Source organism: Streptomyces sp. NPDC098781, from assembly GCF_044759995.1.
Lineage (GTDB): Bacteria > Actinomycetota > Actinomycetes > Streptomycetales > Streptomycetaceae > Streptomyces.
The window spans coordinates 43,521-67,603 of sequence record NZ_JBIWAK010000005.1 but is presented as its reverse complement, the minus strand read 5'-3'; the positions used below and the strand labels follow the sequence as shown (position 1 = coordinate 67,603).

At 70.3% G+C, this 24,083-nt stretch carries 23 protein-coding genes and 1 tRNA gene; 5 read left to right on the top strand and 19 right to left on the bottom strand.

The annotated features are described in order from the left end of the window. Positions 1-69: 69 nt before the first annotated feature. Complete coding sequence (locus ACIQWG_RS21090) at positions 70-1,530, bottom strand: aminopeptidase P family protein (protein WP_404097923.1); 1,461 nt, start codon at positions 1,528-1,530, stop codon at positions 70-72. Between the two features lie 138 nt (positions 1,531-1,668). Then, a complete protein-coding gene (locus tag ACIQWG_RS21085; protein WP_404097922.1) occupies positions 1,669-3,180 on the bottom strand; it encodes a PP2C family protein-serine/threonine phosphatase in 1,512 nt (503 codons plus the stop codon). A 503-nt stretch (positions 3,181-3,683) separates the two neighbouring features. Between ACIQWG_RS21085 and ACIQWG_RS21080 the strand changes: the two genes are divergently transcribed. After that, entirely contained in the window at positions 3,684-4,343 is a 660-nt protein-coding gene (locus tag ACIQWG_RS21080) for a bifunctional DNA primase/polymerase (protein WP_404097921.1), read from the top strand. 55 nt (positions 4,344-4,398) lie between these two features. Continuing rightward, on the top strand, positions 4,399-5,055 hold the full coding sequence (locus tag ACIQWG_RS21075; protein WP_404097918.1) for a hypothetical protein: 657 nt from the start codon (positions 4,399-4,401) through the stop codon (positions 5,053-5,055). Between the two features lie 243 nt (positions 5,056-5,298). Here ACIQWG_RS21075 and ACIQWG_RS21070 read toward each other — a convergent pair whose 3' ends face one another. From ACIQWG_RS21070 to ACIQWG_RS21060, 3 genes are all read right to left on the bottom strand, one after another. Beyond that, positions 5,299-6,264 (bottom strand): DUF5926 family protein, encoded by a 966-nt coding sequence (locus ACIQWG_RS21070; protein WP_404097915.1) that lies wholly within the window; start codon positions 6,262-6,264, stop codon positions 5,299-5,301. Between the two features lie 167 nt (positions 6,265-6,431). Beyond that, positions 6,432-7,070 (bottom strand): ATP-binding protein, encoded by a 639-nt coding sequence (locus ACIQWG_RS21065; protein ID WP_404097914.1) that lies wholly within the window; start codon positions 7,068-7,070, stop codon positions 6,432-6,434. A 199-nt stretch (positions 7,071-7,269) separates the two neighbouring features. Next, the gene (locus ACIQWG_RS21060; RefSeq protein ID WP_404097911.1) at positions 7,270-8,097 is read right to left on the bottom strand and encodes a glycerophosphodiester phosphodiesterase; all 828 of its coding nucleotides are present in this window, start codon (positions 8,095-8,097) and stop codon (positions 7,270-7,272) included. 268 nt (positions 8,098-8,365) lie between these two features. Here ACIQWG_RS21060 and ACIQWG_RS21055 point away from each other — a divergent pair, with 268 nt between their 5' ends. The 3 genes from ACIQWG_RS21055 to ACIQWG_RS21045 all read left to right on the top strand — a co-directional run bounded on the left by ACIQWG_RS21055 (position 8,366) and on the right by ACIQWG_RS21045 (position 12,239). Further along, entirely contained in the window at positions 8,366-9,931 is a 1,566-nt protein-coding gene (locus ACIQWG_RS21055; RefSeq protein WP_404097909.1) for a S1C family serine protease, read from the top strand. A gap of 259 nt (positions 9,932-10,190) precedes the next feature. Next, positions 10,191-11,750: a serine/threonine-protein kinase gene (locus ACIQWG_RS21050; protein WP_404097907.1), complete on the top strand. Its 1,560-nt coding sequence runs from the start codon at positions 10,191-10,193 to the stop codon at positions 11,748-11,750. 402 nt (positions 11,751-12,152) lie between these two features. Then, positions 12,153-12,239: transfer RNA gene (locus tag ACIQWG_RS21045), tRNA-Ser, on the top strand. Positions 12,240-12,374: 135 nt separating this feature from the next. On the opposite strand, the gene ACIQWG_RS21040 is transcribed toward ACIQWG_RS21045, so the two are convergent. The 14 genes from ACIQWG_RS21040 to ACIQWG_RS20975 form a co-directional block, all read right to left on the bottom strand. Beyond that, positions 12,375-13,751, bottom strand: a complete 1,377-nt coding sequence (locus ACIQWG_RS21040; RefSeq protein WP_404097904.1) for a tyrosine-type recombinase/integrase — start codon at positions 13,749-13,751, stop codon at positions 12,375-12,377. A 58-nt stretch (positions 13,752-13,809) separates the two neighbouring features. After that, complete coding sequence (locus ACIQWG_RS21035; RefSeq protein ID WP_404097902.1) at positions 13,810-13,995, bottom strand: helix-turn-helix transcriptional regulator; 186 nt, start codon at positions 13,993-13,995, stop codon at positions 13,810-13,812. A gap of 107 nt (positions 13,996-14,102) precedes the next feature. Then, positions 14,103-15,509, bottom strand: coding sequence for a phage/plasmid primase, P4 family (locus tag ACIQWG_RS21030; RefSeq protein ID WP_404097899.1), 1,407 nt, complete (start codon positions 15,507-15,509; stop codon positions 14,103-14,105). Then, positions 15,506-15,934 carry a hypothetical protein gene (locus ACIQWG_RS21025; protein ID WP_404097897.1) on the bottom strand — a complete coding sequence of 143 codons (429 nt, stop codon included), beginning with the start codon at positions 15,932-15,934 and terminating at the stop codon, positions 15,506-15,508. The genes ACIQWG_RS21030 and ACIQWG_RS21025 overlap by 4 nt, the downstream gene beginning before the upstream one ends. Next, positions 15,931-16,848, bottom strand: coding sequence for a bifunctional DNA primase/polymerase (locus ACIQWG_RS21020; protein WP_404097894.1), 918 nt, complete (start codon positions 16,846-16,848; stop codon positions 15,931-15,933). Before ACIQWG_RS21020 ends, ACIQWG_RS21025 begins: the two co-directional genes overlap by 4 nt. An 89-nt stretch (positions 16,849-16,937) precedes the next feature. Continuing rightward, positions 16,938-18,212 carry a DNA cytosine methyltransferase gene (locus ACIQWG_RS21015; protein WP_404097892.1) on the bottom strand — a complete coding sequence of 425 codons (1,275 nt, stop codon included), beginning with the start codon at positions 18,210-18,212 and terminating at the stop codon, positions 16,938-16,940. Between the two features lie 89 nt (positions 18,213-18,301). Beyond that, on the bottom strand, positions 18,302-18,766 hold the full coding sequence (locus tag ACIQWG_RS21010) for a hypothetical protein (RefSeq protein WP_404097890.1): 465 nt from the start codon (positions 18,764-18,766) through the stop codon (positions 18,302-18,304). A 205-nt stretch (positions 18,767-18,971) separates the two neighbouring features. Further along, positions 18,972-21,107 (bottom strand): ATP-binding protein, encoded by a 2,136-nt coding sequence (locus tag ACIQWG_RS21005; RefSeq protein WP_404097888.1) that lies wholly within the window; start codon positions 21,105-21,107, stop codon positions 18,972-18,974. Positions 21,108-21,211: 104 nt separating this feature from the next. Further along, a complete protein-coding gene (locus ACIQWG_RS21000; RefSeq protein ID WP_404097885.1) occupies positions 21,212-21,529 on the bottom strand; it encodes a hypothetical protein in 318 nt (105 codons plus the stop codon). Between the two features lie 27 nt (positions 21,530-21,556). Next, positions 21,557-21,934, bottom strand: coding sequence for an RRQRL motif-containing zinc-binding protein (locus ACIQWG_RS20995; protein ID WP_404097882.1), 378 nt, complete (start codon positions 21,932-21,934; stop codon positions 21,557-21,559). Continuing rightward, a complete protein-coding gene (locus ACIQWG_RS20990; protein ID WP_404097879.1) occupies positions 21,934-22,830 on the bottom strand; it encodes a DUF2637 domain-containing protein in 897 nt (298 codons plus the stop codon). Before ACIQWG_RS20990 ends, ACIQWG_RS20995 begins: the two co-directional genes overlap by 1 nt. Further along, positions 22,827-23,249 (bottom strand): hypothetical protein, encoded by a 423-nt coding sequence (locus ACIQWG_RS20985; protein WP_404097876.1) that lies wholly within the window; start codon positions 23,247-23,249, stop codon positions 22,827-22,829. The genes ACIQWG_RS20990 and ACIQWG_RS20985 overlap by 4 nt, the downstream gene beginning before the upstream one ends. After that, complete coding sequence (locus ACIQWG_RS20980; protein WP_404097873.1) at positions 23,246-23,437, bottom strand: hypothetical protein; 192 nt, start codon at positions 23,435-23,437, stop codon at positions 23,246-23,248. Before ACIQWG_RS20980 ends, ACIQWG_RS20985 begins: the two co-directional genes overlap by 4 nt. Beyond that, on the bottom strand, positions 23,434-23,700 hold the full coding sequence (locus tag ACIQWG_RS20975) for a DUF6284 family protein (RefSeq protein WP_404097872.1): 267 nt from the start codon (positions 23,698-23,700) through the stop codon (positions 23,434-23,436). Before ACIQWG_RS20975 ends, ACIQWG_RS20980 begins: the two co-directional genes overlap by 4 nt. Positions 23,701-24,083: the final 383 nt, after the last annotated feature.

Here is a 24,083-nt window from a genome sequence, read left to right as displayed (position 1 = left end):
AGCCCCCGACAACCCGCAGACAGCATTGATGGCCGGACACCCCTTCGGTATCCGGCCATCAAAGCGACATCAGCCCTTCAGAGAAGCCATCCAGGACTCGACCTCATCCGACCGCCGAGGCAGCCCAGCGCTCAGGTTCCGGTTGCCGTCGACCGTCACCAGGATGTCGTCCTCGATCCGCACCCCGATCCCCCGGTACTCCTCCGGCACGGTCAGGTCGTCGGCCTGGAAGTACAGCCCCGGCTCGACGGTCAGCACCATGCCCGCCTCCAGCGTGCCGTCGACGTACGACTCCACGCGCGCGGCGGCGCAGTCGTGCACGTCCATGCCGAGCATGTGCCCGGTCCCGTGCAGCGTCCACCGCCGCTGGAGCCCGAGCTCCAGCACCCGCTCGACCGGCCCCTCGACGAGGCCCCACTCGACCAGCTTCTCGGCGAGCACCCGCTGCGAGGCGTCGTGGAAGTCCCGGTACTTCGCGCCCGGCTTCACCGCCGCGATCCCGGCCTCCTGGGCCTCGTACACCGCGTCGTAGATCTTCTTCTGGATCTCGCTGTAGCGGCCGTTGATCGGCAGCGTGCGCGTGACGTCGGCGGTGTAGTACGTGTGCGTCTCGACGCCCGCGTCGAGCAGCAGCAGCTCACCGGAGCGGACAGGTCCGTCGTTGCGCACCCAGTGCAGCGTGCACGCGTGCGGTCCGGCAGCGCAGATGGAGCCGTAGCCGATGTCGTTGCCCTCCACGCGCGCGCGGAGGAAGAACGTGCCCTCGATGTAGCGCTCGGAGGTCGCCTCGGCCTTGTCGAGGACCTTCACCACGTCCTCGAAGCCGCGAACGGTGGAGTCGACGGCCTTCTGGAGCTCGCCGATCTCGAAGTCGTCCTTGACCAGCCGCGCCTCGGACAGGAAGACCCGCAGCTCCTCGTCCCGCTCGGCGGTGACCTTGTCGTTCAGCGCGGCCTCGATGCCGGCGTCGAAGCCCCGCACGACCCGGACCGGGCCGGTGGCCTCGCGCAGCTTGTCGGCCAGCTCGCGCACGTCGGAGGCCGGGATGCCGTACAGCGTGCCCGCCTCGGTGAGCGAGTGCCGGCGGCCGACCCACAGCTCGCCCTGGCCGGAGAGCCAGAACTCGCCGTTCTCCCGGTCGGAGCGGGGCAGGAGGTAGATCGTCGCCTCGTGGCCGTCCGCGACCGGCTCCAGGACGAGCACTCCGTCCTCGGTCTGGTTGCCGGTGAGGTACGCGTACTCGACCGACGCGCGGAAGGCGTACTCGGTGTCGTTCGAGCGGGTCTTCAGGTTGCCCGCGGGGATCACCAGACGCTCACCCGGGAACCGCGCCGACAGCGCGGCGCGCCGTGCGGCGGTCTCGGCGGCCTGGGCGATCGGCTCCAGGTCACGCAGCTCGGTGTCGGCCCATCCGGACTTCATGTTCTCGGCGAGCTCGTCGGACACGCCCGGGTACAGGCCGTTCTTGCGCTGCTTGATCGGCTCTTCGGTCTCTTCCGGGGTCTCCGGGAGCTCGTCGGCCACGGTCATCCTCCTCGATACGGCACTGGACCCCGTCCATCGTACGGTCGCACCGGGCGGTGCCCAGGAGGAAAGGGCTGGTCGCCGGCGCTGCTATGGCGCAGGCCACGTGCCTGTTATGGGGAGTGACCGAGGGGCCACGGCCCGCTACTCGAAGCGGGCCGCCAGCAGGACGACGTCCTCGTCGCTGTCCGTCCGGTCCACCCCGTCCGGCAGCACGGTCCGCAGGACGTGGTCGACGACGGCGTCCGGGTCGTGCCGGATCGCCCTCGGCACCCCGGCCGCCGCGGCGTGCAGCCGGGCGAACGCGCGGTCGGTGGGGTCGCCGGTGCGGTGCAGCAGCCCGTCGGTGTACAGCAGAACTGTCTCTCCGGCTTCGGCGGTCAGCTCCACACTCGGCGCCTCCCAGCAGGCCAGCATGCCGAGCGGCGCGGACACGGAGGTCTCCACGAACTCCGTGCGCCGGTCACCGATCAGCAGCGGCGGGGAGTGCCCGGCGCCGGCCAGCGTGATCTTGCGCAGCGCGGGCTCGCAGTAGGCGAACAGAGCGGTGGCGGAACGCGCGGGCTCGGTGAGCCGGAGCAGCAGCTCCAGGTCGGACAGGACCGCGACCGGGTCCTCGCCCTCCATCACGGCGTACGCCCGCAGGCTCGCCCTCAGCCGGCCCATCGCCGCGACCGCGCTGGGTCCGGACCCGGTCACCGAGCCGACCGCCAGGCCGAGCGCGGCGTCCGGCAGCGGCAGCGCGTCGTACCAGTCGCCGCCCCCGCGCGGGCCGGTGCGATGCCGTACGGCCAACTGGACACCGGCCACCCGGGGCAGCCGGGAGGGCAGCAGTTCCTCGGCCATCGTCCGCATGCACGCGCGCGTGCGCTCGACTTCGAGGAGCCGGGCCAGGTGCTCGGTGGCGTAACGCGTGTACAGGCCGATGAGATGGCGCTGGCGCTCGCCCGGTTCGGCGGGCTCGTCGTACAGCCATACGGCGGCGCCGAGGCGGCCGGCGTCCTCGGTGGCCAGGGGGACGGCGTAGCTGGCGGCGTAGCCGAGGCGGGCGGCGACCTCGCGGTGGCGGGGGTCGAGTCCGTCCTCGGAGAGCAGGTCGGGCTGGGCGATCTCGCCGTCGCCACCGGGCAGACCGTCGAGGATCCTGCCGTACGACATCGCGCTGCGCGGGACGGTCTCGATGTGCCCGAGGTCCGCGCGGGCGAGGCCCAGACCGATGGTGGTGTCGGGGCCGAGCCCGTCCGCCGGTTCCAGTACGACGAGACCGCGCCGGGCCCCGACGAGTGCGGATCCGGCGCGCAGCAGTTCCTCCAGGGCCTCGGCGAGCGCGCTCGTACGGGCCAGGCGTTCGGTGAGTTCGTGGAGTGTCGTCAGGTCCGAGACCCAGCCGGCCAGTCGGTCCTGTAGCAGCGCGCCCGGTGCGTTCGGCGGGGCTGTCGCGGGGCTGCCGGAGGTCGCGGGCGCGGGCGCGACAGTGTGTGCGGGTGAGGGAACCGTCGAATCGATTCCGGCCACTTTCGGAGGGTGAGGGGCGTTCATGGCGTCCGGCTTTCCGACCGGTGCGTATTGCTCAAAAGCATCGCAAACCCCCATGTCATTCTGCGCCGCTAGCAGTGTCTCCACATGTACACGCACTCGTAAGGGGATGTCCAGCATTGTCCTGCTGGGATTCCTGGTGTCCGTGGGCCGGGAGAGTACTTCTCGGGAACCTCTTGCGTAATGGCAAAGTTGGCTTAAAACTGCCTCAGGGAACGGGCTATTGCGGTCGACTGGTTTCGCTCGACGGAGCGTCACAGCGGTCGTGATGGGTACGTACTCGGTGAAGGCCAGGGGCGGTTGCGAACCGCCCGGAACCTGGTGACGGACCCGGGCGTCTTAGCCACTGACGATCGTGCCCCATCCTCCCGTGGCGGAGGCGAAGAGAAATACGCGCGACGGCAAAACGCCAGACTTCGCCACCCCACGCCACGCCCATGCTTTTGGTAGACGCAGTATGGACGAGGCTGCCGCGGAAGCAGCCCACGCTCGGCCCATAGGGGTTCCCCTTGCTCAAGGCAGGGGTGTGATGCGCCAACAGGTACGCACAGTGAAGTGATCGACACATGGTGTGATGTGGACCACGGTGTTGCCAGCGGTGCAACGGAAAGGAACGAGCGCTCATGCGCGAGATCCTCGGAAGGCGACGCAGGCTCCTGCGCGGCGACGGGAAGTCTGAGCAGATCAGCGCGGCCCTGACCTTCGCGGCCCAATGGCAGTGGCCCGTACTCCCGGGAGTGACGACGCACCCGCAGGGGCACTCCCGCTGCGGCTGCCCCGACCCGGAGTGCACGGTTCCAGGTGCCCACCCCTTCGACCCCGGCCTCCTCGCGGCCACCACCGACGAGCGCATGGTGCGCTGGTGGTGGGGCAACCGGCCGACGGCGCCGATCATCCTCGCCACCGGTGGCAAGGCTCCCTGCGCGGTGAGCCTCCCCGCCCTGCCGGCCGCGCACGCCCTGACCGCGCTCGACCGCATGGGCATGCGCCTCGGCCCGGTCGTCGCCTCGCCCGCCCGGTGGTCGATCCTGGTGAAGCCGTACTCCATGGAACAACTCGGCGAGCTGCTGTACGCCAAGGACTTCGTCCCCGGCTCCCTCCGCTTCCACGGCGAGGGCGGCTACATCGCCCTGCCCCCCTCCGAGACGGGCCAGGGCTCGATCAGCTGGCAGCGCGCCCCGCTGCCCGGATCGGCCTCCCCGTGGGTGCCCGACGTGGAGGCCGTGGTCGACGCCGTCGTCGAGGCGCTCACTCGTACGGGTGTGAGCGCACCCGAGTTGTAGGGCCGAACGGCGCGCGCGGAACGGTGCACACGCACACGGTCGTTATCTTCCGGATATGCCGCGTCATTCCAGGGGAAAAAGGGCAGCGTCGTCACATCGCCGCGGGCCCACCCAGCGAAGAGTCCGTCTGATCGCCCTCGCGTCCGTCGCGGCGGCCGCGATCGCCCTGCCACTGGCCTGGGCGGCCGCCGGCCAGGTCGTCGAGGCGGGCCGCGCCGCCGTGGACACACCGGTACGGTCCACTCCGCACACCCTGAAGGACGATGCCGTACGTCCCTCCCTCCGCGGTGACGCCAAGGCCCCCTCGGCCGCACCGTCCGACTCCGCGGCGCTGCTCGACCTGGGACTCGCCACCGCCGTGCGCTGCGGTCCCGAACTCACCTCGCCCGAGGGCGTCGAGGCGCAGACCTGTGTGCTCACCCAGGGCGAGAACACCTGGGCGCGCACCTACTTCCGCAACGCGACCGGCGGTGCGCTGGACTCCGTACTGAGCCTCATGGGGCCCGGTGGACGCACGGTGCAGATGCGCTGTGCGGTGGGCGCGGAGGACGAGCCGGGGACGTGCGAGACGCCCCGGGAGCGCACACGGGCGGGGCTGGACGCCTACACGGCGGTCACGGAGTTCGCCGAGCGGGCCGGGAACGGGGCGCTGCTGCTGCGCTCCGCGAGCAACTCCGCGCCGGACAATTCCGGCGCGCCCACGCGCCGTTGACGACCGACGTCATTCCGTAAAGAACCGCGCACATGAAAAGACCCGGTTGCTGGCGACGGGGGATGCACCAGCAACCGGGCTAATGGAACGGTAACAAGAGATCGGCGGTTCGCAAATTCGATCCGGGCTTTCCAGTCACGGATTCCCTTGCTCCGCAGGGGAGTTGTGATCGGATTCACCTCTCCGAGCGGGTCGGTCCTGCTGAACGGCCGTTCAGCGGGACCCGATCTCCGCACCGCCCGGCTAGCTCAGCGTGACCTGCCGGTTGGTGAGGCCGCCACGCGCGCGGCGCTCATCCGGGGTGAGCGGAGCGTCCGTCGCCAGGGCCGCGGTCAGACGCTCGGCGAACTCGGCGGCCGGCTTCTCCACGTCCTCCGCGCCGACACCGCTCGGCAGGTCCCACACCGGCACGGTGAGGCCGTGAGCGCGGAAGGAGCCCACGAGGCGGGTGCCCTCGCCGAGGCTCGACCTGCCCGCCGCGTGCAGCCGCGCGAGGGCGTCCAGAAGCTGCTCCTCGGGGTGCGGCATGACCCAGCGCAGGTGGTTCTTGTCCGGCGTCTCGCACCAGTAGGCCGCGTCCACGCCGGTCAGCTTCACGGTCGGGATGGCCGCGGCGTTGGCCCGCTCCAGGGAGGCGGCCACTTCCGGAGTGGCGTTCTCCGCGTCCGGGACCCAGAACTCGAAGCCCGGGTGCACAACTGGCTCGAAGGCGCCTTCGGGGTCGAGCAGATCCTGGAGCCGGGGACCGTCGGCCGGGGCGCGGCGGCCCTGGACCGGGGTGCCGGGCTGTGCGGCGAGGGCCTGCTGGAGGGTGTCGGCGAGGTCGCGGCTGATGTCGCCGGACGCCGTGTCGTTCTGGAGGCCGAGCAGCACCGAGCCGTCGTCGCGGCGCAGGGCGGGCCAGGCCATCGGCAGCACCGTGGCCAGCGTGACCGACGGGACGCCTTCGGGGAGGCCGCCCTTCAGCGGCAGCTCGACCGTGGCGGCGGGCACCAGCTCGCGCAGGGCCACCCAGTCGCACTCGCCCGGCAGTCCCTCGAACGGGCGCTGCACCAGCTCGGTCACCGCGTGCGCGGCGGCCCGGCCGTGACAGGCCTTGTAGCGCCGGCCGCTGCCGCAGGGGCAGGGCTCGCGTGCGCCGACGACCGGGATCTCGTCGTCGCTGAGCTGCGGGCGCTTGGCCTGGGTCTGGGGTCGCTTCTTGGCCATCGTGACTTGTCTCCCGGTTACGGCTGGTCTCGTACTGGCGCGAGCCTAGCCGTTCACGTGATGGCCGACGGGAGGCTGTGGACAACCCATCGGGTCGTGCCGGGGAGCCTGTGGACAACCCCGCGCCGCCGGTCCCGGAGCGAAAGCCTCCGCCGGAACCGGAGTCGTCAGTCCATGTCGTCGAAGGCGTCCGCGAAGTCGAGGCCGGATATCGCGCCCACCGACGGGGCGGTGACGCGCGTAGCGAAGTCGTCCCGGCGGTGCCCGGCGTCGGGATCGTGCACCTGGTCGTGGACCACGACCCAGACCGTCACCTCGCCCCGGGCGTCGTCCCGGACGCCCCAGTCCTCGGCGAGCGCGGTGATGATGTTCAGCCCGCGGCCGCCGTGGGCGGTGACCGAGGGCGTGGCGGGAGCGGGGCGGGTGGGTCCGCCGCCGTCCGTCACCTCCACGGTGAGCCTGCCGCCGGTGTCCACACGCCAGGCGGCGCGGACGTCGCCGTCCCCGGACAGCGCGTCACCCAGCGGCCGGCCGTGTTTGCACGCGTTGCTCAAGAGTTCGGAAAGAATCAATACGGCATCGTCGATGACCGATTCCGCCACGCCGCCCCGGCGCAGTTGCGAGCGCATACGATGCCTCGCCTTCCCCACGCCCGCAGGACCATGGGGTACGGCCATGCTCGACGACGTGGGCACCTCCTGTGCCACCACCAACGCCACCCCCGAGACCTCCTTTGCCCCACGCCACGGTGTGGATGCCCCATTGGCCTGTACCGGAAACCGGCCAATCACTGTCCGGTGACGCATTCACCTCGATCGAATACGGACCGAACGCGCCGGAGCACTCCCTGTAATCGAGATGGCTGGAATTTTTCGGTGTGGCCGAGAGTGGAGAATGGGGCTGAAGGGCGGGCCGGGTCAAGAGGTTGTGCAGGGGTTCAAGGGGTTTTAGGGGTTTCCCTGTGCGGCGTCTCGCACGGAGGCTTCCCGTACGCGCGCGTGCGGGTCAGCGGCCGAGTCGGCGCAGCACCGCGCGCGGGCGGTTGGTGATGATGGCGTCGACGCCCAACTCGACGCAGAGGTCGACGTCCTCGGGCTCGTTCACGGTCCAGACGTGCACCTGGTGACCGGCGTCCTTGAGGCGCTCCACGTAGACCGGGTGGTTGCGCACGATCCGGATCGAGGGCCCCGCGATGCGGACACCCGCGGGCAGCCGTCCGTCCCGCAGTCGCGGTGAGACGAACTGCATCAGGGAGACCGTCGGCAGCGTCGGCGAGGCGGCATGCACGCGATGCAGCGAGCGGGCCGAGAAGCTCATGACGCGCACCGAGGACTCCTCCGCCGACGCGGGGGCGTCGAGCCCGAAACGCTTCAGCAGAAGCAGCAGCCGCTCCTCGACCTGCCCCGCCCACCGCGTCGGATGCTTGGTCTCGATCGCCAACTCCACCCGCCGCCCCGCGTCCGCGACCAGCTCCAGCAGCCGCTCCAGGGTCAGTACGGAGGTGTCCTCGGGGTCCTCCGGCCGGAACTCCCAGTCGGGCTCCTCGGTGCGGTTCTTCCACGAGTCACGGTTCTTGCGGGACCCGAAGTCCAGGGCGGCGAGCTCGGCGAGCTCCAGGGCCGAGACCGCGCCGCGTCCGTTGGACGTACGGTTGACGCGGCGGTCGTGCACGCAGACGAGATGGCCGTCCGCGGTGAGACGTACATCGCACTCGAGGGCGTCCGCACCGTCCTCGATCGCCTTCTTGTACGCGGCCAGTGTGTGCTCGGGAGCGTCTTCCGAGGCTCCGCGGTGGGCGACGACTTGGATCTGTTGCTGCCGTGCGTGGGTCACCGCGTCATGGTGCCACCGGACCGGGGTAGACGTGCGACCGGAGCAGTTACCAGAGGGTTGGGATTGCGCCCGTTTAATCGCACATGCCCTATATAAAGAGTGGCCGTGGACGCACAGCGACGGCTTATGGTGCTCTGACGGCCCATGGGAAAAGCTGACGGCATACAAACGACATGCACAGCTGAAGCGCGCCGGCCATGAACAGACGTGAACGGGCGTGACCGAGTGCGACCGACAACCCCAGCCGTGGATCTATAGGAGAGAAGCTGTGAGCACCGAGAACGAGGGCGCCGCGGTACCCCCGGCCCCGTCCGCACCCCCCGTGCCGACGGATGCTCCTGCTGCTCAGGCCCCCCAGGAGCAGCCGGCTCCGCAGGCCGACGCCGCGCCGACCACCCCGCTCCCGCCCGCGCCGAGCGGTGACCCCTCGACCTCGAACGGCACACAGCCGTACGCCGCGCAGGCGGCCGGCGGGTCGCAGCAGCCCGGCCACGGGTCGGGGCCGTACGCCTCGAACGGCGCTCAGCCCCCGGCGTCCAACGGCGCTCAGCCGCCCGCCTCCCAGGGTTCGGCGCCCGACGCCTCCTGGCCGCCCCCGCCGCCGCCCGCCACCCCGCCGTACGCCGACGGTGGCGCCGGCATGGGCGGGGCCGGTATGGGAGACGCGGGTGGCGGCGGCTCCGAGTGGGGTGCCACCTACCAGCCCGCGCCGAAGCCCGGCCGTGGGCGCGGTGGGCTGCTCGCCGCGGTCCTGATCGCCGCGCTGGTCGCGGGCGGCCTGGGTGGCGGCCTCGGCTACACCCTGGCCAAGAACGACGACAACACCTCCTCGACGACCGTCTCCGCCTCCGACAGCGGAGGCTCCCTCAAGCGCGACCCGGCCACCGTGGCGGGCGTGGCGGGCAAGGCGCTGCCCAGCACGGTCACGATCCAGGCCGAGAGCAGCAGCGGCGAGGGCGGCACCGGCACCGGCTTCGTCTTCGACACCGAGGGCCACATCGTCACCAACAACCATGTGGTGGCCGAAGCGGTGGACGGCGGCAAGCTGACGGCCACGTTCCCGAACGGCAAGAAGTACGACGCCGAGGTCGTCGGCCACGCGCAGGGCTACGACGTGGCGGTCATCAAGCTCAAGAGCGCCCCGTCGGACCTCAAGCCGCTCACCCTGGGCGACTCCGACAAGGTCGCCGTCGGCGACTCCACGATCGCGATCGGCGCCCCCTTCGGTCTGTCCAACACGGTCACCACGGGCATCATCAGCGCCAAGAACCGCCCCGTGGCCTCCAGTGACGGCACCGGCAGCAACGCCTCCTACATGAGCGCCCTCCAGACGGACGCCTCGATCAACCCGGGCAACTCCGGCGGCCCGCTGCTGGACGCGCAGGGCAACGTCATCGGCATCAACTCCGCGATCCAGTCCGCCGCGAACGGCCTGGGCGGCACCAGCCAGTCCGGTTCGATCGGCCTGGGCTTCGCCATCCCGATCAACCAGGCCAAGTACGTCGCCCAGCAGCTGATCAAGACCGGCAAGCCGGTCTACGCCAAGATCGGCGCCTCCGTCTCCCTGGAGGACACCAGCGACGGCGCCAAGATCACAGAGCAGGGTGCCAGTGGCTCCGACGCGGTCGAGGCGGGCGGCCCCGCCGCGGACGCCGGGCTCAAGCCGGGCGACGTCATCACCCAGCTCGACGACCGGGTGATCGACTCCGGCCCGACCCTGATCGGCGAGATCTGGACCCACCAGCCCGGCGACAAGGTCACGATCACCTACGAACGGGACGGCAAGTCCCGCACGGTCGAGCTCACCCTGGGTGCCCGCACGGGCGACAGCTGACGCGACGGCCACGCGCGCGTGGAGCCGGTTCCCACCGGAGCCGCGCCCCCGCGCGCGTGCCTGTTCGGCTCTGACTTGAGCCGCGCACACGCGCGCGTGTCCCGTCCGGCTCCGGACCGGCCGGACCTCCGGCCTCGTATCGCGGGTGCGTTGACCATGTCCATGCACTCGAATGGACTATCGTGCCTTCTCGGCCTGGACTGTTCGCGAATGGGAAGCGGAGCCGCGGACGGGAAGCGGAGAAGGGGACGGTCTCGCGGTGACCGATCAGGGGCGGCTCGTCGCCGGCCGGTACCTGCTGGTGGAGCGGGTGGGCAGCGGCGGCATGGGCACGGTGTGGCGTGCCGAGGACCGGCTGCTGGGCCGTCATGTCGCTCTGAAGAAGCTGCACATCCCCCCGCACCTCCAGGACGACGAGGTCCAGACCCTCCACGAGCGCACCCGCCGTGAGGCCCGCAGCGCCGCCCGGATCACCCATCCCAACGTGATCGTGGTGCACGACGTGCTCGACGACGAGGGCCTGCCCTGCATCGTCATGGAGTATGTGCCGTCGGTCACCTTGAGCGACGTACTGAAGCGGCGGGGCGCGCTGCCGACCGAGGAGGCCGCCCGGATCGGCCGCGCCATGGCCTCCGCCCTGCGCGCCGCCCATGCCGCCGGGGTCCTGCACCGGGACGTGAAGCCGGCCAACGTCCTGCTGGGCGACGACGGCCGGATCGTCCTCACCGACTTCGGGATCGCCATGGAGTCGGGCACCTCCTCGCTGACCAAGCCCGGTGAACTGATCGGCTCCATCGGATACCTGGCGCCCGAACGGCTGCGCGGCGCCCGCCTCGGGACCAGCCCCGCCAGTGATCTGTGGGCTCTGGGGGCGACGCTGTACCAGGCGGTCGAGGGCCGGGACCCGTTCCGCCGCGCCACCGCGATCGAGACCGCGTACGCCATCGCCACCGACCCGTACGACCCGCCGCGCGACGCCGGAAGGCTGGGCCCGGTGATCGAGGGGCTGCTGGTCAAGGATCCCGAGCAGCGCATGGACGTCCACGAGGTCGAACGCCGCCTGGCCGACCTCACCGGCACCCGAACCGAGCGTCTGGACCCGCCCACCCGCCCGGAACGGTCCGACGACCTCGCGCCTCCCGCACGAAAAGGCGGCACGGGCCGTCGCCGTAAGGTCGTGCTGTCGGCCCTCGCGGTGACACTGGCCGCTTGCCTGGCGGGCGGGGCGGTGTGGTGGGCCAACGGTAGGACGGACGGGCGGGATGGACATGCATCCGGCTCGTCAGGCACGTCAGGCTCGTCCGGCTCCGAGGTGACCGGCACTCCTGATCCGAGCTCGAGTTCCGGCTTCGAAGTGCCGCCGGTGCCCGCCGGCTACCACCTGGCCGAGCCGGACACCGGCATCTCGGTGCCGGTGCGGGACGGCTGGACCCGCGACACGCTGTCCGGCGGCGAGGTCGTCTACGTGGACCCGTCGGAGCGGGTGGGCCTGAGGGTCAACGTCATCGAGTTCGCCGGCACCGATCCGCTGAGCCACTGGCGGGAAACGGAAGAGGAACAGACGGCGCGCGACAACCCCGGCTATGAGCGGGTACGGATGGCCGAGACGACTTTCCGTGGCCGGCCCGCCGGGTACTGGGAGTTCACCTTCGACGGCAGGGCACGCAAGTACCGGGCCGCGGAACTGGCCTTCGCGAGCACCGACGGCACCCAGTACGTGATCTACCTGTCGGCGCCGGACGCGGAGTGGCACAAGTACCGGCCGGTTTTCGACAAGGCGGTCAATGGGGTGCGGTTGGGTGGGGGCGCCGGCGGGTGACGTCGGTGGTTGACGCCGGTAGGTGAGTGGGACCGGTTGGTCAGTCGCGGTCAGTGGCGGTCAGTCGCCTTCGGCCGCGGTCAGGCGCAGCAGTCGCAGCCGGGACGGCAGACGCATGCGCCGTCCGCGACGGCTTCTACGGATTGGCTGCCCGGGGTCGTCACCGCTTGGGGTGCTTGGCGTGCTTGGGGCGCGCAACAGCACGGTGCTGACAGCACAACGGAATCCTGAATTCAGGGGATCGTGGAGGGTTGCGGGGTTGGTGACCGGGTCGATGATCGCCGGAGACTCCTTGAAGAGGGCTTCCAAGCCCGCGCCCATGCCCCCGCAGGGACCACGCCCCCACGACCCACGATGAGCCCGGTACGCTGTACCCGCTCCGCCCCAGGTGGACGTGAGCGAGGTGGGTTGCCCGAGCGGCCTAAGGGAACGGTCTTGAAAACCGTCGTGGCAGCGATGTCACCGTGGGTTCAAATCCCACACCCACCGCAGCAGGTCAGAGGACCGCAGGTCAGAAGGGGTGTAGCTCGCCAGAGCGGCACCCCTTCGGCATGACCTTGTCTCACCTTGTTCCGGCCGTGTCCCACGGTTGACCAGGGCGTGCGGCCAACCTGCGGCCAAGAATCACGCCCCCTCGGCCTCGCCCTCGTGCTCAGCCAACCCCTGCTCGATCAGGGCGTTGATCTTGTCCTCCTCGCCGTCCAGCACCTTGGCGTAGTAGCGCTGGAGTACGGCGACGCTCTGGCCCGCGCGCCGGGCGGTCTCGGCGAGGCTCACCCCGGAACGGAGCCAGAACGACACACAGGCGTGCCGCAGGTCGTACGGAATGTGAGCGAGCGGCGAGGCTACCTGCGCAGGGCTGAGGGCTTTTTTCCGTGCCTCCTTCCACACAGCGCCATACTCCTGCGACCGGATCGGGCCGCCGCGCACAGCGCTGAACAGTCGGCCATCCGCCGGGACCCCGAACGCGGCCAGGTGATCCCGCAGCAAGGCCACCAGCACCGGCGGGATCGGCACGGGCCGGATCGCGCGCCGGGCCCGATGCTTCAGCTGCCGTTCCTCGTATGGCTTGCCGTCGTCCGTCCAGGCGGAACCCACTTGCGGCCGTGCGCCGGCAAGCATGAGCCGACCCCATCCCTCCGTCGGAAGTTCGCACTGTTCGGCACTGAGCATGGAGACTTCCTCCGGCCGCATCGCCGCGTAGTAGATGCAGGCGAAGAACGCGACCAGGTGAGTACCGCGGGGACCTTGCGCACGGACCGCGTCCAGCAGGGCCCGGGCTTGCGCCGGCGTTACGACGCTGCGCACGTCCAATTCCTCCACCGTTTTGGGAGTCTCCCAGTGAACGCGCAGCAGAGGATTGCCGGGCAGCAGCTCGTGTTCGACGGCCAGGCGCAGACAGTTGCTGAGTACCGCCCGCCGGCGCCGGAAGGTGTTAGCGGCGGCCGGCTTGCCGTCCTGGCGCTTGGCCAGGTGCTCCAGCACCGTGCGCATGCGCTTGGCACTGTCTAGGTCGACCACGGCTGGTGCGTTCCGCTCCACCCACACCAGAGCCTTGGCTTCAGCCCCTGGCGGCTCCTGGCCGGCGCGTCCCGCGTTGAACGCCCACTGATACAGGGCCCGGCGCAACACGTCTTCCTCCGGACGACCCTTGCCTGCCGGGCACAGCGCCATCGTGGCAATGGTCAGACTCTCCGCGATGCTTGCCCGATGCTTCGCCGCAGCAGTCGGCCACTTAAGCGCCACATGAGTGCGAGCGTGGGTGTACCAGTTGGTGCGGTTGCGCTCGCGCACTTCCGAGATGGGAAGGCCGGTCTCCGTGTCGAAGGGCTCTCCTTTGCGGGTCGCTGTCAGCAGCTCTGCACGGCGGGCATCCGCGAGAGTCTTGGTTGCGAACTTCTCTTGGTGCTCGTCGCCGGCGACCTGCCACCTAAGTTGAAACGGGGCGACCTTGCTGGGCCGCTTGCGGATGCTCCAGATGCGCACGTCGTAGCTGTGCATCGTGCTCCCTCATGGGAAGGGGCCCCGCCTGTGGCGGGGCCCCTTGGGTGGTCAACGGTCAGGCTGCGATTTCGTGTTCGGCCCACCAGGCATCCAGGTCGCTGCGACGGCAGCGGATCTGCCCGTTGGACAACTTGATCAGCTTGGGAGCCCCGCCGCGGGCACGCATGCGGTAGAACGCGGCGCGGCTCATCTTGATCTCTTTCAGGACCTCGGGGAGCGTGAGCTTCTCGGTGCCAGCCAAGGCAGCGACTCCTCTGTCTCGTACCGGGGGGAGTTGAGCGCACATTGTTCTGAGTCGTGACTCATCGCGACTCAGAGCGGCTCAGGGGTGGGTTGAGTCGCGATGAGTCACGACTCAGGCAAATGTGGTTCGGGCTGATTGAGGGTGATCCCGTGGTAGGTGGCGACCTGCCGGCCGTAGGCGTCGCGGGGGCGTGTGCGGTTGAGCTGAGGGACGACAGAGAGCAGGTTGCGGCCGAAGACTTGCTTGGTGCCGGGTCGTACGCCGTTGTCCTCGGCCCACTCGCGCCAGGTCTCCCACAGGGTGTCCACGGGCACGCTGCACGCCGGTCCGGTGGTGCAGCGCTCGCGGAGGAATGCGGATGTGGGTGAGGCGGTGTCCTGCATGGTGGTGATGGCATCGCGGCTGGAGGCGGGTTCGGTGATCCGGCCGGTGCGCTGGAGTCGGGCCAGGCCGTCGAGGGCCCAGTTGATGATGCCGGGCATCTCCGCGATGAGTTTGTCCGTGAGCGTGGGGTCTTCCTTGCCCAGCCAGGACACGGTCATGTTGAGCAGGATGAAGCGGCGGGCGATGACGCCGGATGAGTCGCCGAAGTGCGGCAGTTCGTTGGACAGGATCATCAGTCGAGTGGGCAGCTTTCCCGTCCAGGGCTGGCGGTACTTGCGGTCGATGTCGATGGTGTCCTCACCAGAGATGGTGAGCAGCCGTTCCACGACTTGACTGTTGTCATTGCCCGAAAGTCGGGCGTCGGAGATCACGGCGAGCGGCTTGCCCACGAGGGTGGACAACCCGAAGTTCGTGCCCAGTCCTGCCAGGGTCGGGCCGGCGAGGTTTTCCTTGCCGACCAGCATCTTCAGCACGCGGGCGATGGTGCCCTTGCCGGATCGGGACGGGCCGACCATGAGCAGGATCTTCTGCTGGTCGGTGCGCCCTGAGAGGACGTAGCCGAACCATTCCTGAAGGGCTGCGATGGCGTCGGGGGCGTCCGCCCAGATCTGCGCCAGGAACGCCTCCCACGTGGGCGCGCTGGCGTGGGGGTTGTAGGCGAAGGGGACGGAGACGAGGTTGAAGAATCCGGGCCCGTGCGGGAGCAGGGCGCGGTCCCGGATGCGGAGCAGGCCGTTTTCACAGGCGACGATGGGGCCGTGGTCCTGCCCGGTGTCGCCCTGGTCATCGATCCAGGCAGGGGCGTCGGTGTCGGTGGGCAGGAGGGTGATGGCGCCTAGGGCGTCGAGCAGGTTGCTGATCTTCTGCTTTGTCGGCGCCCAGTCGTGCCGCTCGGGCTTGTTGTCCTTGCCCATGGTCATGTAGATCGCGTGTTCTAGGCGCGTGTACATGGTCGCGCGCATCTGCGCGTCGTCCATCTCGCGCCAGCAGGTACCGATCCAGTGCATCCACGAGGCACGCCAGCGCCGGCACACCAGGCGTCCGTCCTCGCTCTGCCAGTCGGTCAGGAGCCGGCGGGCGACGGCCAGGGGGTTGGACGGTGCGGGCAGTTCTTCCAGGTCGGTCATGCGGCGGCCCTCCCTTCCATGGAGGCGTCGGGTGTGCCGGTGCAGCCGGATGTGTGGGCGGCGTACTCGTGGACCAGCGCGGCCACGGAGTCCCGACCCCGGGCGCGGCCGGTCTGCCCGCAGGAGCAGGCGTAGGCAGCGTTGGGGGTGTCTCCCTGGCGCTTGGACCAGCGGGCGCCGTCGTAGTGGTGCCGGTAGACCGGTGGGGCGTAGATGCGGATGCCGGGCCGCTCCGGTGTCGGGTCGACGCCGGGGCGGATGTCGCTGGTCCGGAATCCCTTAGAGCGAAGGGCAGTTACGACGCCCTTGCGGGCGGCGCCTTTCGGCTCGCCCGCTGCCGTCGTGTCCACAGCCTGTGGAGCGGCCGACAGCCCGGACGGGGCACCAGGGATGCTCTTCAGGCGGGGGTGGGGAGGGGTGCTCACGATGCATCCCGCCTGCTGGTCTGGTTGTGGGCGATGGACCAGTTGAGGGCGCTTCGGAGGGTCGAGCGGCACTCGGCAGCGGACAGTCCGGCCGCCTCGCCTTCCTCCTGAAGAGCCTGCTCGACCACGTGCCGGGGAAGGTCGCCCCACGCGACCAACCGTCCCAGGGCGCGTGCGGCGCGGAACAACTTGCTTTCCCGCTCGCCGGGTTGGGCCGTGCCCACGTTCCGTACCTCATTGGCGAGCGCTACATCCGCATATCGCCTTGATTGCGTCGTTACGGCCACTGAGGGGCTCTGAGGCGCCCTGGGGGCCGGTTGCAGGATGCTTTGCAGCCACGCGGGCAGAGGGGCCGCCACGGGGCTGCTCAGGGCTTCGTAGCCTCCGGCGGGTGTGACGCTGCCCGCCGCGACGACGTAGCCGCCCCATGCACGGGTGTCGACCAACTTCCCGATGGTCCGAGCTGTGTTGGTCAGCCGGAGACGGTGGGGGGCGGTGAAGTACAGGTGCTCTCCGCCGCTCGCGGTCCGCACCCGGTAGGTGTCGGGGACGGGGTGTCCGGCGCGCTCGCAGAGCGCCTCAAAGGTTGCCGCGCCGCTAGGCGCGTCCGAACTGCCCTTGCTGCCCTGGTGCTTGGGCATGTCGAGGTCGACGACGACCAGCCCGGACGGGCCGGTGGCGATGCCGACGTTGTAGGGGGTGTGCCACCAGGTGGCGCGGATGCGCTCGGGGTCGCGGGTGGCGCGCTGCTCCCACTTCAGGTGCCCGCCGGCACAGTCGCCGGTGTAAGTGCACGTGCTCTCGCCGTGCAGGGCGGGCCGCTTGTCGCCGGGGCGCAGCGGAAAGACGCACCAGCCGCGTTCGGCCGCATCCAGGGCGGCGCGGAGCATCGCGGATCGGGGGTTGTGGGTCATGCTGGATGTCTCCAGTTCCTTGGATGGGTGCTGGCGAGCAAGGGCGGCCCCGGATCTTTGGCGAGATGAGGGGGCCGCTCTTGGCGTAGCTAGGCGATGTCCAGGGCGAGTTGGGCAGGGGCTGCGACTTCGAGGGCGTCGGCGGCCAGCAGGGTGCGGTAGGCGAGGGCGGCTTGGTGGATGACGACGCCGTTGCCGAGGATCTTGAGCTGGTCGGAGCGGGACAGGCCCAGGTCGGGGCCGGTCACCCAGCCGGGATCGGCCCCCATCATCCATTCCACGAAGGCCGGGGACAGGCGGCGGTTGCCCTTGGTGCCCGGCTCCGTCGGCTCGGGCGCGGGCCGTCCCAGCACCTGCTCCCATCGCCGGATGGCGGGCCCGTAGTCGGTGCCGTTGGTCGCCACCCACCGCGAGCCGTCGGCCAGGTCACGGGCCAGGTACTCAATCGACGGGCGCGAGCTCGCACCCTGCGACGCGGACCGGTTGCGGCCGTAGCGGGCAGCGGTCGGGGTGGGCAGCAGGTTGACCACCACCTCATTGAGCGGGCGCGAATTGGTCCCGATCAGGTTGGAGGCGCCGGACTTCCAGTCCCGCGCTGCGGGCGTGGGCAGCAGGGTCACGGCGGTGCGCAGGTTCATCCCGCCCTGCCGCTTCGGGGAGAGTCCGGGGCCGCCGGTGCCGTCGGCGGCGGCAGGCGTGGGCAGCAGCCTCAGCCGTCGGCCGGGGGCAGCAAGAAGACCACTTCGTCCTCCAGCGTCGGCCCGTGCCCGCCCGCCTTTCGCTTGTCCGGGTGCTGCGGTCCGCCGTTCCTGCCGAGCTGTGAGGTGGGGGTCTTCAGCAGCGGGATACGCGACGGCGAACCAGCGGTCCCGCTTGTGGCAGGCGCCGACTTCGGGATCTCCAGCGCGTAGGCACATCCACCGCGCGTCGTACCCGATCGCGGCCAGGTCGGCGGCGACGACGTCGAGTCCGCGGGAGCGGAGGGCGGCGACGTTTTCCAGGAACACGAGCCGGGGTCGAAGAACGCGAACGGCGTGGGCGATGGTTTTCCACAGTCCGGAGCGGTCACCGGCGATCCCTCCCCGAGGTCCGGCGTTGGAGATGTCCTGGCAGGGGAAGCCGGCGGTCAGCGCCGCCGGACGTGCCGTCGTGGCGGCCAGGGCCGTCCAGTCGACGGCGGTGATGTCACCGAGGTTGCGGGCGCCGGGGAGGCGGGCCGCGAGCAGCCGGGAGGCGGCCGGGTCCTTCTCGCCGACCATGACCGTGGGCAGGCCGGTGACGGCTTCCACGGCCAGGTCCAGCGCGGCGGATCCGGTACAGAGGCTGACGTTGCCGCCCTCCGGCGGCACGACGGGATGGGTCATGCTGGAGGTCTCCAGTTCCCTTGACGGATGCTGGTGAGCAAGGGCGGCCCCGGATCTTTGGCGAGATGAGGGGGCCGCCCTTGGCGTAGCTACTGGTAGAAGCGGTTGCGCTTGATCACGGCCTTGCGGATGTTGACGGTGGTGCCGCCCTTGTGGCCGCTCGTGCTGAAGACCTGCACAGCGATCCATCCGCCGAAGATCACGGCGGTCAGGATGATGAGCTGGGAGATGAAGGCGGTGAGCGCGGCGATGAACGAGGTGAGCAGGATGAGCCCGCCGCACACAGCCAGGAACCCGACGCCCCCGAGGGCGATGTTCACCGCCGCGCGGGAGACGACCGGCTTGGCTGCGACGGGTTCGGGCTGCATGGGGCTGAGGGCGTAGCCGGTGACCACGCGGCCGTCCGGCAGCACGATGCTCGTGACCGACGGAACCGTGCCCGGCTGGACCGCAACGAGGGGCGCCGGCTGGACGATGGCGGGCTGTATCGGGGCGGGCTGGTGGACTTCCACGGGCCCGTAGGCGGGCGCGTGGCGGGCAGGTTCGGGGTGCATGCGGAATCCCTTCCGGCAGTGGGTCAGGGAGGTTGAGGCACCCCGTTGGGGGTGCGCTATGGAGGGGGTTTCAGGGGTCTGACCTGGGGCGCCTCCCTACCTCCCTGGCTGATCATTTGTGCAGGTCAGGGCCAGGGAGGCGGGTCAGGGAGAGGTTCAGGGAGTTCTCCCTGCCTCCCTGGCCCGGGCGGGTCGGCTCCCTGCCTCATCCTGCGGAAGCGGAACCCTCGTCATCGCGGTTGGCGAGGGCGCGGGTGAGGCGGTCACGGCTGACGACCATGACCCCGTCGGACTTGTAGGCGATGTCCTGCCCGGCGTCGTCGCGCGCGTCGTCGAGGACTCGCTTGAGGTCGGTGAACGACCAGCCGACGTACGCCTCTGAGTCGAGCGCGGCGAGTCGGCTGATGACTTCCTGGGTGCGCACCCGCTTGTCGCTGCCGAGCACGGTCACGATGTCGGCGAGCGGGTCACGCTTCTCGCCCCGCTCGATGGCGTGCAGCGTGGTGACCCCGTTGCGCAGGGCCTTGGCGCGGGCGGCGATGGCCTTGGCGTCGTCGTCGCCGATGAAGTGCGTGCGCACCGTGATGGACGACTGCCCCTTCGGGATGTCGATGCCGGAGGAGGCGACGACCAGGGTTCCCTGATCGAGGCCGGGACGCAGGAGGTGCGGGGCGGCGCCGCCGTTGACGGCCTTCTCACCCAGCGCCATGACGGCCTGCGCCTCGGTACCCAGCGCGAGGGAGGCGCGGGTGTGGGCGCCCTCGCGGACCAGCTTGGGAAGGTTCTCGTTGGTGGGGTCCTGGGTGCCCTGCCACATCAGCACGTTGACCACACGGCCCTGGTTGTGGATCTTTCGGACGGCCATGAAGTAGCGGCTGGTGGCCTTGGAGCCGCCGTAGTAGCGGCCCTCTTCGTCCTTGACCGGGCACATGAACGCCACCTGTGCCTCGTCCACGATGCAGAGCAGCGGATCGAACACCATGTCAGGGTTGTCCTGGCGGGCGGCGATCCGGCGGTTCATCTCCTCGACCACGCCCTCGACCATCTCCGTCGTCTGGATGACGTGGTCATCGGTCGGGCCCTGGATCAGGACGGTCGCGATGCCGTTGAACATGATCCAGTCACCGCCCTTGAGGTCGGCGAGCCGGAACTCAACCGTCCTGTCCAGGGCGGCCCACAGGGCGAGCGCGCGCAGGGAAGCGGTCTTGCCCTGGTTGGACAGGCCCGTGATGAGGAGGTGGCGCTGATACAGGCTCAGCGCGGCAGCGTCGCCGCGCAGGTCCTGCCCCCACGGGGCGCGGCCGGTCTTGTAGTTGGCGGTCATGGTCTCGTCGGTGACCAGCGGGGACGGGCCGATCGGCTCGTCGAGGGCGCCGGAGTCGGCGACCCACAGGCGGACCGTGCGGGCCGCCTCGGGGATGGTGATGAACACCTCGTGCTCGTGCCGGGTCAGGTTCTCCGCCAGCTTGCGCCGCTTGCTCTGCACCTCGTTTGTCGCGACACCGGACGGAAGTGTGACGTCGACCTCGACTCCGCATCCGGCGATCGTGATCGGACCGAGCATCGAGGCGCCGGCGTCGCCCATCTCCTGAATCGCCTTGCGCAGGGCGGGGATCCCCAGGTCACGCAGGGCCTTGACCACAATCGACGGGGTGATCGGCTCACCCTCGCTCGATCGGGCATTGGCGGGCAGTGCCCACTGGGGGGCTGCCTGCTGCTTGGAGCCGACGGCCCACATGCCCAGCAGGGCGAACAGCGGACCGAGGATGAGCGCGGGACCCCACACGATCTGCACGATCCGGATGAGCAGGGCGATGAAGTCGATCGTGGCGGCCAGAGGCGTGATGACGTCCTTGACGTCGCCGTTGCTGATGGCCATCACTATCCCGAGCGCGACCAGCGCCCCTATCCCCATGCCGGTGCCGACCGCTGCACCCCTGGCGACCTCAACCGGGGAGTGCAGCAGGTCCATGCGGCGGCGGTGGCGGGCGTCGCGGAAGCGCTGGAGACGCTCTTCCCATTCCTCCGCCAGTTCGTTGTTCCCCGCGGCTTCGGCAGCGCGGATCATGCGCTCGTAGCGGGCGCCGGTACGGCCGTCCCAGGTGCGGCGGGCCACGATCCGGCCCCCGTTGAACGTGTACAGGCCGTGCCGGGCCGCCGCGCGGCCGGCGCTCCTGGTCCGCTCGTGCGTGGCAACGGTCCTGATGGCGCGGCCGGAGCGCACCCACAGCGGCACGGGCCGTACGGGCGGGGCGTCCGGCACGACGGTCAGCGTCGTGACCTGCGCGTCCGGGTCGAGGGGTTCGGGGGTCTTGTGGAGGTGGACGACGTTCTCAGTCATGCTGGGAGTGCTCCTGACTGCCCCGAGGCGGGGCGGGAGTTGAGGTGAGAGCCGGGGTGGCCGTGTCCCTGGCAGGTGGCGGCCACCCCGGCGGTTTCGGCTGGTCAGAACCAGCCGGAAGACTTCTTCTGCGCCTTGGCGCGGGCGGCCTCGGTGATGAGCCGCTGGCGCTCGCCGTGCAGGGCGGTTAGCTCCGCGTTCAGCCGCCGCTCCACAGCCGATCCGACGGAGTCCATCCGGTTCTCCGCGCTGGTCGTGCTGCGGTCGCGGTAGACGTTGCGGGCGCCGCCGGCCATCGCGCGGGACATGTCGAGTCGTTCGCGGGCGGTCAGGGGCCACCACTCGCCCCGGCGCACCGCGTCCAACTTCCTCTCGGTCCGCTGGATTTCCTTGTCCAGGCGGCGGATGTCGGCCTTGCTCATCACGTACTCCTCGGTGGTAGGTGAAGGTCAGGCGGTGTCTTGTGCGGCGAGGCACATGCCGCAGATGCCGTGCGTGCGGGGGATGCAGTAGCCGACGTCGAGCCGGCAGGACGGGCAGGTGCGGCGGGCGAGCATGGCCAGCGCCAGCGCGCCCCACTTGCGCGACGTCATCGGCCGCACGGGCAGGGCGCAGTCGATGCGGTACAGGTAGGCGACCCTCGGGGTGCCGGTGCGGCGGTTGATGCGCATGGCCTGCGCGGCTATCGGCTGACCGCCCGGACGCAGACCCTCAGCCCGTAACTGGCGTCGGGTGGCCAGGCCGCCCGGTGCCAGGCGCCACGGGTAGGTGGGGATGCCGTAGCGGGCGCCGGACGGGTCGAAGCACTTGCCCCACGCGGCCGACATCAGCCGGCCTTGGCGCGCTCGGCAAGCAGGGTGTCGCGCAGCATCCGCGCGTTGGCAGGCGAGGTGTGGACCTCGCGGCGGATGCCCTCTGCGGTCACCTTCGCGTCCGGCCATCCGGCCGTGGCCTTGCGCGCCTCGGTGAGTAGCTGATCGGGGGTGCGCTTGGGTCGGGTCGACTTTGCCGCGTCGGGGAGCCGGCCGGTCGCCCGACGGGATCGGGTCGACTCGGCAGGCACCGGACGCCGCTCGATCGGGGCGAGCGGGAGAGCGGCGCCCTGCGGGATCGGCTTGAAGACCGGAGCCGACTTGAGGTGGTCGACGGGGCCCTGATCGGGCACCCGCACGAGGGTCGCGGTGATCGGCGCAGGGGGCGATTCGGGGAGGTCAGCCGTAGACCGTTTCATTGTGGTCTCGGTAGATTCCTCCGCATTTTCGATCGGGGTTGCGATCGGGGTGGGGCGGTGGTGCAGGACCTTGGCGACCAGATCGGAGCCGAAGTAGATCGACCCGACCGGCAGCGATGTGGCGAGCAGGACCAGGGCCCAGTTCGCAGGGTCCCAGTCGGCCAGCCGAGTCCAGTCGACCCGGGCGCCCCCGCCGCTGTGGAGCTCGGGTACGAGGCCGTGGACGTAGTTGAGGACCAGGGAGGCGAGGGTGTAGGTGCCCAGCACCCGCAGCGCGAACTTCCGCGCATCGGCGGTGAGCACGAGGGTGGCGATCAGGGCCAGGGCCATGAGGCCGTCGACCACGAACGGGTACAGCGTCGCGGCGGTCTCGTCCGCGCCGACCGCGCCGGCGATGTCGCGCAGCGCGTTCCACGACACCCGGAACGCCATACCGACCACGGCGACCAGGGCGAGCACCAGGGCGGCGCGTCCCTTGCGGTGAAGGTTCATGACCGGCCCTCCCGCCACGGGAAGGGGCGGGTGTGCTGCGCGGCCCGGAAGATGCGCAAGGCCACCCCGGCGGGGGCGTCCGGCTTGGCGACCGGGCGAGCGCTGGTGATCGAGGCCAGCATGCGGATGGCGTGCAGCTCGCATCCGTCGGCGCCCGCGTTCTGCGTGTCGATGATGGTCACGACGACCGGGCCGCCACAGGGCGCCGGGTCCTCCGGGTGCGCGGCCGGGCAACGGCGGGCCGGCTCCTGGTCGGCGTCGAGGATCTCCAGCAGAGACCGCAGCGACACCTCCAGGCGGCCCACCATGTAGGCGGCGGCGGACGCGTCGGTCAGCCTCGCCCCGACGATCGCGGCGAGCGTCTCCCGCGCCACCTCGACCTGCGCCCGCTCATGCGGGCTCAACTCAACGCGGCTCATCGCCTGCCCCCGTTCCGGCCGCCGTTGCCGACCCAGCCGAGGAACTGCACGAAGCAGCCGCCCGCGATCAGGTAGCGCCAGATGGGCTCGTCGGTGACGAACGCGGCCGTGATGCTGGTGAAGGAGAGCAGCAGGCCTGCCAGGATCAGCAGCAGGGCCAGGCCGGTCGGGGAGGTGTTCGCCCTCATGCCGCACCGCCCGGCATGCTCGCGTTCGTGCGGTTGATCAGCGCGACCCGGGCGGCGAGCGCCCGGCGGCGGGCGCGGCGGATGCGGCGCGCGTCCAGCTCGGTCGGGGTGCGGTCGATAATGATGATCTGCGCGTCGAGCAGCTCGACGTCCGCCAGGAGGACGGGCATCTCCTGCTCAACCGCGGCCAGTTCCGCGTCCGTCGGTTCGATCCAATCGGCGAACGCGATTGCGGCATCCTGAACTGTGACAATGGAGTTCATGGGTCGTGGTCTCCCTAGCAGGTGCAACGGCCCGAACAGCGGCTCCCGGGGTGCCACCCGGGAGCCGCGTGCCGTTGAGAGGGGAAGCCGCACACGGAACCGGTGCGGCGCGACCGCAGAGCAGCGGCCGGAGTGCCCCGGACGGGATTCGATCCCGCACCCTCACGGCGTGATGCCGGGGCGATGCGCGGGCCTAAGCCGCGCCGTACACCTTTTGCGGGAGGTGACCGCCCGTACTGCGCGATATGGATCTGTGTCTCAGTCCCGCTCTTCCGAGGAATCGCGTCTCGGTCTCTTCGCGCGGCGTGCGTGCCCTTGGACAGATCCGTTCTTTTGAGTCGGCACGTGTCCCTGACGGGAGATGACCGACTGATCTCCGCTCA

Excerpts from the sequence above, each read along its gene's own strand:
- ACIQWG_RS21090 (WP_404097923.1), bottom strand. The coding sequence starts at position 1,530 with ATGACCGTGGCCGACGAGCTCCCGGAGACCCCGGAAGAGACCGAAGAG.
- ACIQWG_RS21085 (WP_404097922.1), bottom strand. The coding sequence starts at position 3,180 with ATGCTGGACATCCCCTTACGAGTGCGTGTACATGTGGAGACACTGCTA.
- ACIQWG_RS21080 (WP_404097921.1), top strand. The coding sequence starts at position 3,684 with ATGCGCGAGATCCTCGGAAGGCGACGCAGGCTCCTGCGCGGCGACGGG.
- ACIQWG_RS21075 (WP_404097918.1), top strand. The coding sequence starts at position 4,399 with ATGCCGCGTCATTCCAGGGGAAAAAGGGCAGCGTCGTCACATCGCCGC.
- ACIQWG_RS21070 (WP_404097915.1), bottom strand. The coding sequence starts at position 6,264 with ATGGCCAAGAAGCGACCCCAGACCCAGGCCAAGCGCCCGCAGCTCAGC.
- ACIQWG_RS21065 (WP_404097914.1), bottom strand. The coding sequence starts at position 7,070 with ATGCGTCACCGGACAGTGATTGGCCGGTTTCCGGTACAGGCCAATGGG.
- ACIQWG_RS21040 (WP_404097904.1), bottom strand. The coding sequence starts at position 13,751 with ATGCACAGCTACGACGTGCGCATCTGGAGCATCCGCAAGCGGCCCAGC.
- ACIQWG_RS21030 (WP_404097899.1), bottom strand. The coding sequence starts at position 15,509 with ATGACCGACCTGGAAGAACTGCCCGCACCGTCCAACCCCCTGGCCGTC.
- ACIQWG_RS21020 (WP_404097894.1), bottom strand. The coding sequence starts at position 16,848 with ATGACCCACAACCCCCGATCCGCGATGCTCCGCGCCGCCCTGGATGCG.
- ACIQWG_RS21015 (WP_404097892.1), bottom strand. The coding sequence starts at position 18,212 with ATGACCCATCCCGTCGTGCCGCCGGAGGGCGGCAACGTCAGCCTCTGT.
- ACIQWG_RS21010 (WP_404097890.1), bottom strand. The coding sequence starts at position 18,766 with ATGCACCCCGAACCTGCCCGCCACGCGCCCGCCTACGGGCCCGTGGAA.
- ACIQWG_RS21005 (WP_404097888.1), bottom strand. The coding sequence starts at position 21,107 with ATGACTGAGAACGTCGTCCACCTCCACAAGACCCCCGAACCCCTCGAC.
- ACIQWG_RS21000 (WP_404097885.1), bottom strand. The coding sequence starts at position 21,529 with ATGAGCAAGGCCGACATCCGCCGCCTGGACAAGGAAATCCAGCGGACC.
- ACIQWG_RS20995 (WP_404097882.1), bottom strand. The coding sequence starts at position 21,934 with ATGTCGGCCGCGTGGGGCAAGTGCTTCGACCCGTCCGGCGCCCGCTAC.
- ACIQWG_RS20990 (WP_404097879.1), bottom strand. The coding sequence starts at position 22,830 with ATGAACCTTCACCGCAAGGGACGCGCCGCCCTGGTGCTCGCCCTGGTC.
- ACIQWG_RS20985 (WP_404097876.1), bottom strand. The coding sequence starts at position 23,249 with ATGAGCCGCGTTGAGTTGAGCCCGCATGAGCGGGCGCAGGTCGAGGTG.
- ACIQWG_RS20980 (WP_404097873.1), bottom strand. The coding sequence starts at position 23,437 with ATGAGGGCGAACACCTCCCCGACCGGCCTGGCCCTGCTGCTGATCCTG.
- ACIQWG_RS20975 (WP_404097872.1), bottom strand. The coding sequence starts at position 23,700 with ATGAACTCCATTGTCACAGTTCAGGATGCCGCAATCGCGTTCGCCGAT.